The 16569-nt window shown below is 61.4% G+C and carries 20 protein-coding genes; all 20 read right to left on the bottom strand.

Features of this window, described 5'->3' with window-relative positions; all coding sequences use genetic code 11:
- Positions 1 to 3: 3 nt before the first annotated feature.
- The 20 genes from Q4577_RS20940 to Q4577_RS20845 all read right to left on the bottom strand — a co-directional run bounded on the left by Q4577_RS20940 (position 4) and on the right by Q4577_RS20845 (position 16558).
- Positions 4 to 399, bottom strand: a complete 396-nt coding sequence (locus Q4577_RS20940) for a DUF5333 domain-containing protein (RefSeq protein WP_244687468.1) — start codon at positions 397 to 399, stop codon at positions 4 to 6.
- A complete protein-coding gene (locus Q4577_RS20935; RefSeq protein WP_303470003.1) occupies positions 396 to 725 on the bottom strand; it encodes a hypothetical protein in 330 nt (109 codons plus the stop codon). Before Q4577_RS20935 ends, Q4577_RS20940 begins: the two co-directional genes overlap by 4 nt.
- Before the next feature lie 4 nt (positions 726 to 729).
- On the bottom strand, positions 730 to 1065 hold the full coding sequence (locus Q4577_RS20930; RefSeq protein ID WP_303567650.1) for a hypothetical protein: 336 nt from the start codon (positions 1063 to 1065) through the stop codon (positions 730 to 732).
- Positions 1065 to 2363 (bottom strand): NADH-quinone oxidoreductase subunit NuoF, encoded by a 1299-nt coding sequence (nuoF, locus tag Q4577_RS20925; RefSeq protein WP_244687474.1) that lies wholly within the window; start codon positions 2361 to 2363, stop codon positions 1065 to 1067. The genes Q4577_RS20930 and nuoF overlap by 1 nt, the downstream gene beginning before the upstream one ends.
- Before the next feature lie 16 nt (positions 2364 to 2379).
- Positions 2380 to 2598, bottom strand: coding sequence for a DUF5337 domain-containing protein (locus Q4577_RS20920; RefSeq protein ID WP_244687477.1), 219 nt, complete (start codon positions 2596 to 2598; stop codon positions 2380 to 2382).
- A 15-nt stretch (positions 2599 to 2613) separates the two neighbouring features.
- A complete protein-coding gene (locus Q4577_RS20915; protein WP_303470006.1) occupies positions 2614 to 3489 on the bottom strand; it encodes an endonuclease in 876 nt (291 codons plus the stop codon).
- Positions 3490 to 3519: 30 nt separating this feature from the next.
- Positions 3520 to 4710, bottom strand: a complete 1191-nt coding sequence (locus Q4577_RS20910; protein ID WP_303470008.1) for an NADH-quinone oxidoreductase subunit E — start codon at positions 4708 to 4710, stop codon at positions 3520 to 3522.
- A 103-nt stretch (positions 4711 to 4813) separates the two neighbouring features.
- Complete coding sequence (locus Q4577_RS20905; RefSeq protein ID WP_244687484.1) at positions 4814 to 5125, bottom strand: hypothetical protein; 312 nt, start codon at positions 5123 to 5125, stop codon at positions 4814 to 4816.
- Positions 5122 to 6351, bottom strand: a complete 1230-nt coding sequence (locus tag Q4577_RS20900; RefSeq protein WP_244687486.1) for an NADH-quinone oxidoreductase subunit D — start codon at positions 6349 to 6351, stop codon at positions 5122 to 5124. Before Q4577_RS20900 ends, Q4577_RS20905 begins: the two co-directional genes overlap by 4 nt.
- Positions 6351 to 6524: a hypothetical protein gene (locus Q4577_RS20895; protein WP_303470010.1), complete on the bottom strand. Its 174-nt coding sequence runs from the start codon at positions 6522 to 6524 to the stop codon at positions 6351 to 6353. The genes Q4577_RS20900 and Q4577_RS20895 overlap by 1 nt, the downstream gene beginning before the upstream one ends.
- Complete coding sequence (locus tag Q4577_RS20890) at positions 6524 to 7135, bottom strand: NADH-quinone oxidoreductase subunit C (protein ID WP_303470012.1); 612 nt, start codon at positions 7133 to 7135, stop codon at positions 6524 to 6526. Before Q4577_RS20890 ends, Q4577_RS20895 begins: the two co-directional genes overlap by 1 nt.
- Before the next feature lie 11 nt (positions 7136 to 7146).
- Positions 7147 to 7680, bottom strand: coding sequence for an NADH-quinone oxidoreductase subunit B family protein (locus Q4577_RS20885; protein ID WP_244687490.1), 534 nt, complete (start codon positions 7678 to 7680; stop codon positions 7147 to 7149).
- Positions 7671 to 8036: an NADH-quinone oxidoreductase subunit A gene (locus Q4577_RS20880; protein WP_244687492.1), complete on the bottom strand. Its 366-nt coding sequence runs from the start codon at positions 8034 to 8036 to the stop codon at positions 7671 to 7673. The genes Q4577_RS20885 and Q4577_RS20880 overlap by 10 nt, the downstream gene beginning before the upstream one ends.
- 299 nt (positions 8037 to 8335) lie before the next feature.
- Positions 8336 to 9115, bottom strand: coding sequence for a crotonase/enoyl-CoA hydratase family protein (locus Q4577_RS20875; RefSeq protein WP_303470013.1), 780 nt, complete (start codon positions 9113 to 9115; stop codon positions 8336 to 8338).
- Between the two features lie 60 nt (positions 9116 to 9175).
- Complete coding sequence (locus Q4577_RS20870; protein ID WP_303470014.1) at positions 9176 to 10036, bottom strand: hydroxymethylglutaryl-CoA lyase; 861 nt, start codon at positions 10034 to 10036, stop codon at positions 9176 to 9178.
- Between the two features lies 1 nt (position 10037).
- Positions 10038 to 10694, bottom strand: a complete 657-nt coding sequence (locus Q4577_RS20865) for a glutathione S-transferase family protein (RefSeq protein ID WP_303470015.1) — start codon at positions 10692 to 10694, stop codon at positions 10038 to 10040.
- Positions 10691 to 12637: an acetyl/propionyl/methylcrotonyl-CoA carboxylase subunit alpha gene (locus Q4577_RS20860; protein WP_303470016.1), complete on the bottom strand. Its 1947-nt coding sequence runs from the start codon at positions 12635 to 12637 to the stop codon at positions 10691 to 10693. The genes Q4577_RS20865 and Q4577_RS20860 overlap by 4 nt, the downstream gene beginning before the upstream one ends.
- 90 nt (positions 12638 to 12727) lie before the next feature.
- Positions 12728 to 14335, bottom strand: coding sequence for a carboxyl transferase domain-containing protein (locus tag Q4577_RS20855; protein ID WP_303470018.1), 1608 nt, complete (start codon positions 14333 to 14335; stop codon positions 12728 to 12730).
- Positions 14336 to 14430: 95 nt separating this feature from the next.
- Positions 14431 to 15045: a hypothetical protein gene (locus Q4577_RS20850; protein WP_303470020.1), complete on the bottom strand. Its 615-nt coding sequence runs from the start codon at positions 15043 to 15045 to the stop codon at positions 14431 to 14433.
- Positions 15035 to 16558, bottom strand: a complete 1524-nt coding sequence (locus Q4577_RS20845; protein ID WP_303470022.1) for an AMP-binding protein — start codon at positions 16556 to 16558, stop codon at positions 15035 to 15037. Before Q4577_RS20845 ends, Q4577_RS20850 begins: the two co-directional genes overlap by 11 nt.
- Positions 16559 to 16569: the final 11 nt, after the last annotated feature.

The raw sequence follows: 16569 nt of genomic DNA, 5'->3' as shown, positions 1-16569 counted from the left end.
CTCTCACTTCACTCTCAGAAAGGCGCCGATCTGGCTGTCTTTCGCAACTTCTTGACGCCCCAGGGCGCAATATGTTTCTGGCTCGCCCGACTTGACACCGTTGGCCCGCATATAGGCTGCGGCCTCGCCTTCAAGGCGTTTTCGCTGCGCTTTGCTTTCCACGAAATCGGAAATCTCGTCCTTGCTGTAGCCCATTTCACTGGCGCGCGATTGCAACGACCGCGCAAAGGACCAGCCGGCCACCATCCGCGCGCTGATCGACGGACAGGCAATGCGAATTTGATCGGCGATCATCAAGCTGCGCAAACCGTCATTGATGAAGGCCACGCTGGACAACGGCGGCAGCGCCGCCACCGATGTCGACATCGCAAACAGGGATATGAGCGCCAGTCGCATCATTCCACACACCGGCCTTTCAGCACGACCTTGTCACTGTCGATTGGCAGAACTTCTGCATCCGGGTCGATGTCCCAGGCGATATCGGAAATGCCGAACCAACGGATGCAATAGCGTGTGCCCTGATGGCGCACCGCTTCGCGCACACCATCAAGCGACCGCGACGCCGGACCGGCCGTCGCAATGAAAATGCGGCGGTCTGCCTTGTCCACGGTTTTGGCCGTGCCACGGAACCGCTCACCATCAAATGTGATCTGACGGCTGTCATCCCGGGAACAGGCCGCAACCGCCCCCAGCGACATACAGAGAAGAAAGATCACAGCCCGCATTTTATCAGCCTTCCACACAGAGCACTTCGAATTCCGCCGCCGCGCCCCGGATGCCCGCCACAACGGTGCCCAGTGGCTTGCCACCGGAACAGGCCACAACGCTGGCAAATCCGCCGGCGGCGGTCATGTCACCCTGCCGCACCGGTGCGCCGTCCAGCCGGGTCACACTTACAAACACCTGTTTCGCCGGGCGCGTGCCGCCCGAACCGCGCGACGTCAGGGACACCGCAACGCTTTGGGTCACGGCCTGATAGGTCGAATTCTTGTAGGTCGCCGCCGCAAGCGGGGCCGCAGCCACCGACAGAGCCACAAGAACAGGAAAGAGGTGTTTCACTGTCATCACTCCGCGGCCATTGCGCCCATGCGGCCCGATTTCTGGGCCTTGATACGATCCTCGATCTCTTCGCGGAAATTGCGGATCAGGCCCTGGATCGGCCAGGCCGCCGCATCGCCAAGCGCACAAATGGTGTGGCCCTCGACCTGTTTGGTCACATCGAACAACATGTCGATTTCTTCGACCTCGGCCTCGCCACGCACAAGACGTTCCACAACCCGCATCATCCAACCGGTGCCTTCGCGGCAGGGGGTGCACTGGCCACAGCTTTCGTGTTTGTAGAATTTGGACAGCCGCCAGATCGCCTTGATGATGTCGGTATTCTTGTCCATCACGATCACCGCCGCGGTGCCAAGGCCAGACCCCAGCTCTCCGCGCAGGTAATCGAAATCCATGATCGCATCGCGCATGTTTTCGCCGCGCACACAAGGCACCGAAGACCCGCCCGGGATCACCGCCAGAAGATTGTCCCAGCCGCCGCGAATGCCGCCGCAATGGGTCTCGATCAGCTCTTCAAAGCTGATCGACATGGCTTCTTCGACGACACAGGGGTTGTTGACATGGCCCGACACCGCAAACAGCTTTGTGCCCGCGTTGTTTGGACGGCCAAACCCGGCAAACCATTCCGGCCCACGCCGCAGGATCGTCGGCACAACCGCAATCGATTCCACATTGTTGACCGTGGTCGGGCACCCATAAAGACCAGAGCCGGCCGGGAACGGCGGCTTCATGCGCGGCATGCCCTTTTTGCCCTCAAGGCTTTCGAGCAGCGCGGTTTCCTCACCACAGATATAGGCCCCTGCCCCGTGGTGCAGATAGATGTCGAAATCCCAACCGGACCCGGCAGCATTCTTGCCCACCAGACCAGCGTCATAAGCTTCGTCAATGGCGTTTTGCAGCGCTTCACGCTCGCGGATGTATTCACCCCGAATATAGATGTAACAGGCATGCGCCTGCATCGCGAAGCTGGCAATCAGACACCCCTCGACCAGCGTATGCGGATCATGACGCATGATTTCGCGGTCTTTACAGGTGCCCGGCTCTGATTCATCGGCATTGACCACCAGATAGGACGGTCGGCCATCGCTTTCCTTGGGCATGAAGGACCACTTCAAACCGGTCGGGAACCCCGCGCCGCCGCGACCACGCAGGCCACTGGCCTTCATCTGGTCGATGATCCAGTCGCGGCCCTTTTCGATGATGCCCGACGTGCCATCCCAATGGCCACGTTTCTTGGCGCCTTCGAGCGTGCGATCATGCATCCCGTAGATGTTCGTAAAGATCCGGTCCTGGTCCTGCAGCATGTGCGATGCCACCCTTTTAATTGTCCTGACGCTTGCGCCAGATCTGATAGATATTGACAAACGCCCAGATGAACGCCGCCAGAGCAAAGAGATCAATCAGCAGCGCATAGCGCCCTGCCAGACCGATCCTAGGCCCGATGAACTGGGCCGCGATCCAGATCAGCATCGCCCCGGCAATCACCAGCGCCGTCAGACGCCCTTGCCGCGCAATCGCTTGATCCTTGTCTTGTCCCATCCTTTTGTGTCCCCGTTAATACACGTCGCCGTCGCGCGCGCGTTTCGAGAATTCAGTCACCCCGCCATCGGCAAGGATTTTGGCCTGAGCGACCCAATCATCGCGGCTGACCCGGCCTTTGAAGCCCGCAAGATTGGCATCAACCCAAGCCACTTCCTGCGCCGACCACGCCGCGACCTGGTCGAAATGATAAAACCCCATCGAATGCAGAAGCTTTTCCAACTTCGGCCCGACGCCCTTTATTTCCTTCAGATCGTCGGGACCGCCATCGCGGGCCACATCGAGAGTTTGCGGTTTCGCAACTGCGTCTGAACCTTCGTCTGATCCAAGCTGATCTTCGTCTTCATCTTCCACAGCTTCTACTGTGCCGTCCTTCGTCACCGGACCGTATTTCCACGCGCCCTTGCGCCCGGCCAAATCACTCTCGCCCGCGAGCGGGGCTGATGGTTTGACCAATGTCGCGGCCCCATCCGTATCAGCGGGCGAAGCTGCGACTGGGTCTTCATGCGCGGTCTCGGTTGGCGTCGCCGCTGCTGGTTCGACCGGCTCTGGATCTGGCGCAATGGTCGGCGGCGTCGGGGTAACGGTGGCCGCAGCCGGCGCGGCGGCGGTGCTGGCCAAAGCGGCGGCGGCGGTGGCCGTGGTCATTTCCGTCGATGTCGACGCGGATGCGGACGATTGCACGTCAGCGCGCTGTGCGGTCGTGGCCGCGGTGCAGCCCAACCAGACCAGAAGCATCCCCAAAAGAACCAGCGTGATCACCGCCAGGACAATTGCCGCCAGAAGGCTGTAATCGCCGTTGAATTTCAGCATGAGAAAGACCAGCACCGCCACAACCGTGGCGGCGGCCCAGCATTTGCTGGTGCAGTTTGCGACTGATCCGTTACTCATGGTTCAAAACCCCGTACCGCCCCTTTCGGCTTAATACACGTCACCCTTTTTCACACGCGATGAGAATTCAGTCTCTTCGCCCGAAGCCAGTTTCTTGGCCTGGGCCACCCATTCGTCCCGCGTCACCCGACCTTTGAACCCTTCGAGGTTCTGATCGACCCAGGCCACTTCAGCGGCGGTCCAGGCGGCGATTTGGTCGAAATGGTAGAAGCCAAGAGAATTGCAGAGAATTTCCAGCTTTGGCCCGATACCCTTGATATTTTTCAGGTCGTCTGCACCACCTTCGCGCGGCCCGTCCAGAGCGGCGGGGCGTGAACCCTCGCCCATATCTGCGGCGGCCTCTTCCGTCGTGGCCGACGTCTTCGGCGCATCGGCGGTCACCGGTTTGCCTTTGGTCACGGCCTGGGCCGCGCGGTTGTCGACACCGGTTTCATCAACCGGGACATCCTTTGTCGGGCGCGGTTGGCTGGCCGGGGCGGCGGCGATATGGGCCGCGGCGTCACCGTGATTTGCCCCTTGCTGCCAAGGCGCGCGCAGCTCTACTTCGGTGCCATCAATCCGCTTGATGCTGTCCCCAAGATCCACCGCCAGCTGGGCAGAGCCGTTGTGGTCGGGGCGTCCCTCGGCGTGGTCTTTCAGGCTGGTCAGGCCGGATTTCGGCTCTGACGTGTAGCGCCCGTTTTGCGGACCCGGCACCGGAACCCCACCTGCGGCCATTTCGTCAATGATTTCCGCCAGACGTTCGGTCGTCAGATCCTCATAGTAATCTTTGCCGATCTGGGCCATCGGCGCATTGGCACAGGCCCCCAGACATTCCACTTCTTCCCAGGAGAACCGGCCATCGGCGGACAGTTCATGTGCCTTGGCAGCGATCTTTTCCTTGCAGACGCCAATCAGATCCTCGGCGCCACAGATCATGCAGGACAAGGTGCCGCAAACCTGAATATGGGCCACAGAACCAACCGGTTGCAGTTGAAACATGAAGTAGAACGACGCCACTTCCAGCACCCGCATATAGGCCATGCCCAGCATTTCAGCGACATGTTCAATCGCCGGACGCGTCAACCAGCCCTCTTGTTCCTGTGCACGCCAGAGCAGTGGAATCACGGCGCTGGCCTGACGGCCCTCGGGGTATTTCGTCACCTGCGCCTCGGCCCAGGCGAGATTGGCCGGGGTGAAGGCGAAACTTTGCGGTTGGTCATGATAAAGACGGCGCAGCATGATCGTTCTTTCCGTTCCTCACCGAAGCGCGAAGGCTCCGAAACTTTCTATTCTGGGGGATCCACGCCGCAATCGGCGTGCATCCCATGTATCGGCCCGTGCCTCAGGTCGCGGCGGCGACCGTCTCGGGGGTGCAGGCGCCTGTGGTCAGACGCACGCCACCACTTTGCAACCGCACGGCCTGTTCGCGGGCCAGCCGTTGTTCGGTGATCGCAATCGTCTGTTCACGGGTCAACCCGGCCTGAAATTCCACCGCGCCATAATCCGCATCACTGACCAGCGTGCAGCCGATGCTGCGCACCGCTTCGTCATAAGCAGCGAGATTATCAACGTTGGTGCCTTCTGGCGGCACTTCCATACAGGCGGTCAGCGAGGCCAGCGCGCCCAGGACAATGGCGAAACGAACCCCGGTCACCTATCAATCTCCCCAAAGACGATGTCCATGGTGCCGATGATCGCCGCAACATCCGCGAGCTGGTGCCCACCGGCGACGTAATCCATCGCCTGAAGATGCGGGAAACCCGGTGCGCGCAGCTTGGCGCGATAGGGTTTGTTGGTGCCATCCGCCACCAGATAGACGCCGAATTCCCCTTTGGGGGCTTCAACCGCGGCATAAACTTCGCCCGCAGGTACTTTGAAACCTTCGGTGTAAAGCTTGAAGTGATGGATCAAGGCCTCCATCGACTGCTTCATCTCACCGCGTTTCGGCGGCGACAGCTTGCCCCGCGCCATCACATCGCCTTGCCCCTCGGGGGCACGCAGCTTCTCAATGGCCTGATGGATGATCAGCAGCGACTGACGCATCTCTTCCATGCGGACGAGATAGCGATCATAGCAATCGCCATTCTTGCCAACCGGAATCTGGAAATCGAATTCATCATAGCATTCATAGGGTTGCGCGCGGCGCAAGTCCCAGGCGAGGCCCGATCCACGCACCATGACACCCGAAAACGCCCAATTCTGGATGTCTTCTTCGGTGATGATGCCAATGTCGGCATTCCGCTGTTTGAAAATGCGGTTTTCGGTCAGAAGCCCGTCAATATCCGCAAGCACACGCGGGAAATCCTTGGCCCATTCCTCAATATCGTCGATCAGATCAGGCGGCAGATCCTGATGCACACCGCCGGGGCGGAAATAGGCCGCGTGCAGACGGGCGCCACAAGCGCGCTCGTAAAACACCATCAGCTTTTCACGCTCTTCAAAGCCCCAAAGCGGCGGTGTCAGCGCGCCAACATCCATCGCCTGGGTCGTAACGTTCAGCAGGTGGTTCAGAATGCGGCCAATCTCGGAGTAGAGCACCCGGATCAGACTGCCACGGCGCGGAACCTCGACACCGCAGAGCTTTTCAATTGCCAGACACCAGGCATGTTCCTGATTCATCGGCGCCACATAATCCAACCGGTCAAAATACGGCAGGTTCTGCAGGTAGGTCCGGCTTTCCATCAGCTTTTCGGTGCCACGGTGCAGCAGGCCGATATGCGGATCGCAGCGTTCTACGATTTCGCCGTCCAGCTCCAGCACCAAACGCAACACCCCATGCGCCGCAGGGTGCTGCGGGCCGAAGTTGATGTTGAAATTGCGGATTTTCTGTTCGCCCGACAGCGCGTCGGTGCTGCCATCATCAAACTTGGAACCGTCCATCAGCGCTTCTCCAACTCTTGCAGCTTCATCGCCATCCACCACAACAGGGCCAGCGCACCAAAGGGCACGATGCATACGGCGGCCCAAACCTTATCAATACCGAAATGCGGCAATAGTTTCAGCATCGGAATGATCGACACAGCCGTGACGATGATCCACCAGAGGAATTCCATTACTTGGCCCCCTCTTCGGTTTTCTCATCCCCCGGCAGGATGTATTCCGCACCTTCCCAGGGAGACATGAAATCGAATTGGCGGTATTCCTGCACCAGCGACACCGGTTCATAGACCACGCGCTTCTGCGCCTCGTCATAACGCACTTCGGTATAGCCGGTTGTCGGGAAATCCTTGCGCAGCGGATAGCCGCGAAAGCCATAATCGGTCAGGATGCGGCGCAAATCGGGGTGGCCGGAAAACAGGATGCCGAACATGTCAAACACTTCGCGCTCGAACCAATTGGCCGAGGGGTGAATGTCAAGGATCGACGGCACCATATCTTCTTCACGCACGCTCAACCGCAGCCGAATGCGGTGGTTCTGGTACATCGACAGGAAGTGATACACCACATCGAACCGCTTGGCGCGGGCCGGGTAATCCACCGCCGTAATGTCGACCAGCGTTGAAAACTGACAGTTCGGATCGCTGCGCAGGAATTCCACCAACCCCGGCAGATTGGCCGGGGCGACATCAATCGTCAGCTCACCAAAGTCGACCGACCAGCCAAGAACGCAATCGGTCCGTTTGATTTCGATATGAGCGCCAAGCTCTTGCAATGCTGCGGTCATGACCCTGCCCCTTACCTTGTGATCGTGCCGGTGCGGCGGATTTTGCGTTGCAATTGCATCAGACCATAAAGCAGCGCCTCAGCCGTGGGCGGGCATCCGGGCACATAGATGTCGACCGGCACAACCCGGTCACAGCCGCGCACCACGGAATAGCTGTAATGGTAATAGCCCCCGCCATTGGCGCAGGACCCCATCGAGATCACATAACGCGGCTCTGGCATCTGGTCATAGACCTTGCGCAGCGCCGGAGCCATCTTGTTGGTCAGGGTGCCGGCAACGATCATCACGTCGGATTGGCGCGGGGATGCACGCGGGGCGATCCCGAAACGTTCCGCATCGTAACGCGGCATCGAGGTGTGCATCATCTCGACCGCGCAGCAGGCCAGACCGAAGGTCATCCAATGCAGCGAGCCGGTGCGCGCCCAGTTGATGATATCCTCGGTCGAGGTCAGCAGAAACCCTTTGTCCTGCAACTCTGCGTTCAGCGCCTGGGTCGCGACCTCTTTGTCGAAGCCTGCGGTATTGGCGGCGGTACTTACTGCCATTCCAGCGCCCCTTTCTTCCATTCATAGGCAAAGCCGATGGTCAGCACGGCAAGGAACACCATCATCGACCAGAACCCGAGCATCGACACATCCCGGAACGCAACCGCCCAAGGGAAAAGGAACGCGATTTCAAGGTCAAAGATAATAAACAGGATCGAGACCAGATAAAACCGGACATCAAATTTCATCCGCGCGTCATCAAAGGCGTTGAACCCGCATTCATAGGCCGACACTTTTTCCGGGTCCGGGTTGCGGACGGCCAGAATCACGGCGGCAAGAATCAGGACAATACCAAGTCCGATGGCGACGGCGAGAAAGACGAGAATGGGAAGGTATTCCCTGAGCATCTCTTCCACGGGGCAGGCTCCTTTCAACACGCGCAAAAGGCGTGCGCTCAGTTGGCTCGCTTGGCTTGTTGGTCGGTTTATCGCTGCACCGCAGGGGGGTCAATGCGTCGATGAAACATTCACAATCGTGAATGTAATATCCTATCCCTGCCAAAGATAATTTAATTCAATGACTTACCGACACTAATGCGGATTCCAGACATGACAGGCCCGGAATTCGGTCAAAAATCACACCGCTTCGATCTTAGGCGATGCAGTTGCGGCAAAAGCCCTAGCTTTTTTGTCAGAAATGGAGTGTGAGATAGCGCTCACACCCATTGCGGCGGACGCTTGTCGAAAAACGCCGAAATCCCCTCTTGCGCTTCGTCTGTGTTCCAACGGTTTGCCAGCGCGTCGATGGCCAAATCCATGTCGCTTTGGCCGACCCCGCCGCCCAATGCCTGGATCAACGCCTTGGCCTCGCCAACGGCCCCCGGTGCGCAGGACAGATAGGGCAGGATCTGGTCTTCGACCGCCTGATCCAATTCATCGGCCTGCACCGCCTTGGCCACCAATCCCAGTGTCACCGCTTCTTCGCTGTCAAACAGCCGTGCCGACATAAACACCCGCCGCGCCATCGCCGCGCCCATGCGGCGCAGTACAAACGGGCCGATATTGGCCGGAATCAGTCCCAACCGGGTTTCGGTAAATCCAAACCGCAGGCCCTGCGCCGCGATCACCACGTCACAGACCGACATCAACCCCATGCCACCGCCAAAGGCATTGCCCTGCACCCGGCCAATCACCGGCTTTGGCAACCGGTCGAGCGCTTGCAGCATGATCGAAAGCTTGGCGCTCTCGCGTCGGCGGGTGTCGCTGTCCATATCAAATTGCGCCCGCATCCAGGCCAGATCGCCCCCGGCGCAGAATGTCTTGCCCTCGGCGGCCAGCACAACAACACGCACCGTGTCGTCCGCCCCCAACGTCTGGGCAGCATGGACAAGCTCGTCCAGCATCTCGGCCGACATCGCATTGTGTTTTTCGCTACGTGCCAGCCAGAGCGTGGCAACCCCGCGCGCATCGCTCTCGATTTTCAATGTCTGATACATGCCCGTTCCCTTTCGTCGTGCGCCAAATTCCGTGCAAGGCATTGCAATGATCCGTGCAGATTATTGCCCCGCATTCCGCAACCCGCGTGCCATATCCGCAGCCCTTGCAATCACGTCGTGATCAAGCCCGGTCTCCCAACCCAGATCCGCCAGTCGCCTTGCCACGGATTCGGTCGCGACATTGCCCGCCGCCCCCGGCGCATAAGGGCACCCGCCAAGTCCGCCGACCGCCGCATCAAAGACCCGTAGACCCTTGTCCAGCGAGACCTCGATATTGGCCAATGCCTGGCCGCCGGTATCGTGGAAATGCCCGGCCAGTTTCGCGGCCGGCACCACCGCGAGAACCGCATCCAGCATCGCCGCCACACTGTCCGGCGTGGCGCGCCCGATCGTGTCACCCAGCGAAATCTCGTAACAGCCCATCTCCAGCAAGGCCTTGACCACACGCGCCACCTGATCCGGCGCCGTCGGCCCGTCATAGGGGCATTCTACGACGCAGGACACATAGCCGCGCACCGGCAATCCCGCCGCCCGGGCGGCCTCGGCCACTGGCGCGAAACGCAACAGACTCTCGGCAATGGTGGCGTTGATATTGGCCTTGGAAAACCCTTCCGAGGCCGACCCGAAAATCGCCACCTCATCCGCCCGCGCGGCAATCGCGCCTTCAAGACCGCGCATGTTCGGCGTCAGCGCCGCATAGGACACCCCCGGCGCCCGCCTGATCCCCGCCAGCACATCGGCGCTGTCCGCCATCTGCGGCACCCATTTCGGGCTGACAAAACTGGCGCATTCAATGCGGCGGAACCCCGCCCTGCTCAGGCAATCCACCAGCGCGATCTTGTCCGCTGTCGCGATCCGGCTTTTCTCGTTCTGAAGACCGTCACGCGGCCCGACTTCGAAAATTTCTACAGTGTCAACCATGTCATACATCCGGCACAGGATAGAAATCCTGCGCAAAAAAGTCCTGTGTTCCATCCCGCGCCTTGGCCCGCTGATAGGCGGGACGCGCCTTCAGCCGATCCCAATAGGCCAAGAGCCCCGGAAATTCGTCAATCCGTGCGTAATATTGCGCCAACTCAAAGGTATAGGCGCACATGATGTCCGCGGTCGAAAACCCCGACGCCAACAGAAAATCACCCGCGATCCGCCCCTCCAGCGCGCCCAGCGCCGCGCGCAGCCGTGCGGTCAACAACTTGATCACCACGGGCGAGGCCTGAGCCGGGTCGCGCAGAAACACGCGGTTCAGGTTCAGATTTTCGACAAGACAGCCGATCGTCTCGGAATAGGCCATCATCTCAAGGTATTGCGCCCGCTCTGCATGCCCGGGCAGCGGTTGCAACCCCGCCTCTGGGTGAAGCTCGGTCAGGATCTGAAGGATCGCCGCACTTTCGAAAAACACCTCGCCCTTATATTCCAACGCCGGCACGCGCCCGGCAGGTGAAATTGCCAGAAACTCCGGTGCCCGCAACGACCCGTCACGGATCGAGTAATAGGCGACGTCATAGTCCAGCGCCAATTCCTCCAGCATCCACATCACCCGCAACGACCGTGCGAGCGGCACATGATGCAACCGGATCATGCGGCTGCCTCGTCGTCTTCTTCCTCCAGCCGGATAAGCGCGGCACCTGCGCTCACCTGATCCCCGGCTGCGACCAACACCTCTGCCACCACACCATCGCGCGGCGCGGTCAGCGCATGCTCCATCTTCATCGCCTCCAGCACGGCCAGACGGTCACCGGCGCTGACCTTGGCCCCAGCGGCGACCTCGACCCGCTGCACCAATCCCGGCATCGGCGCTTCGATGACAGACGCATCGCTGCCCGCCGCCGCTGCCCGATCCAACGCGCGGATCACACGGTATGCGCGCCCGTAATCGGCAAACACCGTCACCACGTCCCCCGCCACCGCAAAGGGCCAGGCGCGGCTGCCATCCAATGTCCAGCCGCCCGGTGCGCGCAGGCATTCCACCTGGTGGCCGTCAATCTCAACCAGACAATCCCCCGGACCCCGCACCATCAATCGCAGCTGATGACGCGTCTCGCCCTCGTCCAGAACCATCACCCGCCAAAGCGGCTGCCACAGGTGGAACCCGGTGTCCCAACCGTCGCTCTGCCACAACCCGGCCTCGATCAGCGCCGCCTGGGCCAGCGCGCTGCGGTTCTCTGCCGGAACTGCGGTCAGCGCGTCAATCTCGCGCCCGATCAGCCCGGTGTCGACCTCCCCCCGGCCAAAGCCCACATGCCCCGCCAAGGCGCCCAGAAACGCAAGGTTGGTCACCGATCCCGCCACTTCCGTCCGCGCCAGCGCCTGCCGCAGCCGCTTCAGCGCAATCTCACGTGTAGGGCCATGGGTGATCAGCTTGGCAATCATCGGATCATACCAGGGGCTGATCTCGTCGCCCGAACGCACGCCGGTATCGGCCCGCGCGCCCGCCGGAAACCCCAGATGGGTCAGCGTGCCGGTGGCAGGCAGGAACCCGGCTGGCACATCCTCGGCATAGAGCCGCGCCTCGAAAGCATGACCGTTGATCGTCAGATCTTCCTGCCGGGTATCCAGCGGCTCGCCCGCTGCCACCCGCAATTGCCATTCCACCAGATCGACGCCGGTGATCATCTCCGTCACGGGATGTTCGACCTGCAAACGCGTGTTCATCTCCATGAACCAAAACCCATCGGCGCGCAGCCCGTCCGAGCCGTCGACAATGAATTCCACCGTGCCGGCACCACTGTACCCAATGGCCTCCGCCGCGCGCACCGCCGCAGTGCCCATCGCGGCGCGCATCTCTTCGGTCATGCCCGGCGCCGGGGCCTCCTCGATCACCTTCTGATGACGGCGCTGCAAGGAACAATCGCGCTCAAACAGATGCACAGCGCGCGTGCCATCACCAAACACCTGCACCTCGATATGGCGCGGCTTGGTGACAAACTTCTCGATCAGCACCGCATCATTGCCAAAGGCGGTACGTGCCTCGGCCCGCGCACTCTCCAACGCCCGGTCAAAGTCCGACGCAGCCTCGACCAGCCGCATCCCCTTGCCGCCGCCGCCCGCCACGGCCTTGATCAACACCGGATAGCCGATCTCTTCGGCCCGCGCCTGCAACCCGGTCTGATCCGCCCCGTGATAGCCCGGCACCACCGGCACACCGGCCTTCTCCATCAGCGCCTTGGCCGCATCTTTCAGCCCCATCGCCCGGATTGCCTCCGCCGAGGGGCCAATAAACACCAATCCCGCCGCCACAACCGCATCAACGAATTCCGGGTTCTCGGACAGGAAACCGTATCCGGGATGAATGGCTTGCGCCCCGCTGGCCAGCGCCACCTCGATGATCCGGTCACCGCGCAGGTAACTGTCGGCCACCGCTGCGCCACCAATGCAATGCGCCTCATCCGCCATCGCCACATGCGCCGCCCCGGCATCCGCCTCGGAATAGACCGCCACGCACCGCACACCCAGCCCCTGCGCCGTGCGCATCACACGACAGGCAATCTCGCCCCGGTTCGCAATCAGGATCGTGTCAAACATCGCTTATTCCTTCCCAATCCGCAGGTCTTCTTCTGTTCAAAAATATCCCGGGGGAGTCGCCCCGGCGACGGGGGCAGAGCCCCCAATCTCTTACATCCGGAACACGCCAAAACGTGTCTCCTCGATCGGGGCGTTCAAGGCCGCATTCAGGCTCAGCGCCAGCACGTCGCGTGATTTGCGCGGGTCAATGATCCCGTCATCCCAAAGCCGTGCGCTGGCATAAAGCGGATGGCTCTGTTCCTCGAACATGTCGATCGTCGGTTGCTTGAACGCGGCCTCTTCCGCTTCGCTCCAGCTCCCGCCAGAGCGCTCGATCGCGTCGCGTTTCACCGTCGCCAGCACGCCCGCCGCCTGCGGTCCGCCCATCACCGAAATCCGGCTGTTGGGCCAGGTCCACAGGAACCGCGGCTGATAGGCCCGCCCCGCCATGCCGTAATTGCCAGCCCCGAACGAGCCGCCAACCAACATGGTGATCTTGGGCACCGAGGTGCTGGCCACCGCTGTCACCATCTTGGCGCCATGCCGGGCGATACCCTCGTTTTCATATTTCCGCCCGACCATGAAGCCGGTGATGTTTTGCAGGAACACCAGTGGCGTTTTCCGCTGCGAGCACAATTCGATGAAATGCGCGCCCTTTTGCGCGGCTTCGGAAAACAGCACGCCATTGTTGGCGATGATGCCCACCGGGCAGCCGCGCACATGGGCAAACCCGGTCACCAGCGTTTCGCCAAACCGGGGTTTGAATTCATCAAAGCGGGATCCATCGACCAGCCGGGCAATCACTTCGCGGATGTCATAGGGCGTGCGCAGATCGGCCGAAACCACACCAAGGATTTCCTCCGGGTCATAGGCCGGTTCTTCGCTGGTCTCCAACGTCAGGCTGCATTGGTTCCGGGCACCGCCCAACGATCCCACTGCGCGCCGCGCCAGCGCCAGCGCATGGGAATCATCCTCGGCCAGATAATCCGCCACCCCCGACAGGCGCGTGTGCACATCGCCACCGCCCAGATCCTCGGCGCTCACCACCTCGCCCGTGGCGGCCTTGACCAATGGCGGGCCCGCCAGAAAGATCGTGCCCTGTTCGCGCACAATGATGGTCACATCCGACATCGCCGGCACATAGGCACCACCAGCGGTACAGGACCCCATGACAACCGCGATCTGGGCGATCCCCTTGGCCGACATCCGCGCCTGATTGTAGAAGATCCGCCCGAAATGGTCGCGATCCGGGAACACCTCGTCCTGATTGGGCAGGTTCGCGCCGCCGCTGTCGACCAGATAGATGCAGGGCAGATGGTTTTCCTCGGCGATCTCCTGGGCACGCAGGTGCTTCTTGACCGTCATCGGATAATAGGTGCCGCCCTTCACCGTGGCATCATTGCAGACCACCATGACCTGCCGGCCCATGACCCGGCCAATGCCGGCAATCGCCCCGCCACCCGGCGCCGCACCACCGTACATGCCATGCGCAGCCGTGGCCCCGACCTCAAGAAACGGCGAACCGGGATCCAGCAGATTTGCCACCCGGTCGCGCGGCAACATCTTGCCCCGGTCAAGATGGCGCTGGCGCGATTTTTCACCGCCGCCTGCCATCGCGGCTTCTGCCGCTTGCCTGACGACATCAAGGCTCTCCAGATGCGCGGCCCGGTTTGTCTTGGCCACATCGGACCCGGCAACATACGTCGTTTGCAGTTTCATTTTCCGTCCCTCTCAGGTGTCGCTACGCGGCTATTGGGGTCACTTGTCATTTCTGGCCGATTGTTTTTTTGGCCCGACTGAATTCCTGGGCCAACTCATTGTTCGGGCCGCAGCCGGGGCCGCACAGGCGGCGGTGGGTTGACCCAGCCGATCTCGACCGCCGGGGCAACCAAATCCAGATATCGCGCCACTTCCCAGGCCAGAACCGCGTTTTGCAACCGCGTATTCGCCTCACGGGCCTCGCACCACACCTGCAAAACCTCGGTCGACCCGGCGCAATCCGGTCCCGCCGATGTGCCCCGCGCCAGGGCAAATGCCCGTGCATAAAACGGCACCGCCCAATGACCGTTCCAAGCCTCCGTGTCGAACGCCACGGCGTCCGGTTTCGGCAAATGGTTCAGCACCGCGACGCTCAGATTGTCCTGCCTGTCGACCAGCTGTTTTTGACAGGGAATCGGGGCTTCGGACCGATCACAGGACACAATGCCAACCGATCCGCAGTAATAGACCCCCTGCACCCCGGCGATCGAAAACTCTTCCGCGCCGCCTTCGCGTCGGTGCAGCCAGGTCAACGCGCGTTCAAAACGCGCGATTTCGATATCCATACAGGTGGCAAAATCCGGCAGCCGGTCACGCTCTTGCGCGGGGCTGCCTGTGGCGACCCATGCGCAAAACGCGGCGGTCAGAAACGTCCGAACCCTAAGCCTCATCCGCCACCTCCGCCGTGGCCCAGGCCTTGAGCTCCTTGCGAATGACCTTGCCGGTGACCGTCATCGGCAAGGCGGCGACCAGCGACAGTTCTCTGGGATAGGAATAGCTGGCCAGCCGATCCTTGACCCATTGCTGCAATACGCCCGGCTCTGTCGTCACGCCCGGTTTCAACACCACATAGGCTTTGACGATCTCATGCCGGATCGCATCGGGCTTGCCGACCACACCACAGGTGGCAACGCCGGGATGGGTCATCAGACAATCCTCGATCTCGGCCGGACCAATGCGATAGCCGCCCGAAGAAATCACATCATCCTCACGCCCGACAAAGCGGACGTAGTCGCCTTCTATCTGCCCGCGGTCGCCGGTCAACATCCAGTCGCCGCGAAACTTTTCCGCCGTCGCCTGGGGGTTATTCCAATAGCGCAGCATCATCGACGCCGCCCCCCGGCGCACGGCAATGTCACCTTCGCCTGCGGTTGGCGCGCCAGCCGCGTCAACAACCGCAACCTCACAGCCCGGCACGGCCCTGCCGATGACACCCGGCACCGGGTGGAAGAGGCGCCCGCAAGAGGACACCACCATGTTGCATTCAGTCTGGCCGTAGAACTCGTTTATCGTCAGGCCAAAGGCCCCCTGCCCCCAGGCCAGCATCTCTGCGCCCAGCGGCTCGCCGCCCGATGCGACACTGCGCAATCCCGGGATTGCGAAATCCGCCGCTTTCAACATGCGCAAGGCCGTTGGCGGAAAGAACACGTTGCGCACCCCGCCCTCCAGGCAAATGCGCAGCGCCTCTTCGGGGGTGAATTTGGCCATACGGCAGGCCACTACCGGCACGCCCAGCGCCAGCCCCGGCATCAGCACATCGAACAACCCGCCGATCCAGGCCCAATCCGCAGGCGTCCAAAGACAATCGCCCCGCCCATCATCCGGTTGCCCCAGAAAATCATGGCTCATCTCTACACCGGGCAGATGCCCGCGCAGCACCCGATGTCCATGCAAAGCGCCCTTGGGTTTGCCCGTGGTGCCAGAGGTATAGATCAACACCGCAGGCGTTTCCGGTCCGGTCGCGGCAAACGCCACCGGCGCGGTCGCAGACGCTGGCAGCGCATCGACCAGAACCGGCACCGCCAAATCGCCAAGCAACGCCGCCCCCGGTGCATCCGTCACCACCAAGGACAGACCGGCATTGCCAATCCGGCTGGCCAATGCATCCTGTTTGAACAATTTGAACAGCGGCACCGAAACCGCACCGATGGCCCAGATCGCCAGATGCGCCGCCGCGCACCAGGGATCCTGCCCCAGCAAAACGCCAACCCGGTCGCCCGGTGCCACGCGCCCCTCCAGATGGCCTGCCACCCGGGCCACCATATCGCGCAACGCGCCAAAAGTCACATCACGGCGCACACCATCCGACAGGTCGATAATGGCCAGGGTCTCATCCGACCGGGCCAGGATCTGCTCTGCCATGTTCAGCCGTTCCGGCAGATCCCAATGGAATCCGCCGTACATGGCCTCATATG

This window comes from Marinovum sp. 2_MG-2023 (assembly GCF_030548265.1).
Lineage (GTDB): Bacteria > Pseudomonadota > Alphaproteobacteria > Rhodobacterales > Rhodobacteraceae > Marinovum.
This window is presented reverse-complemented; position numbering and strand designations above follow the sequence as displayed.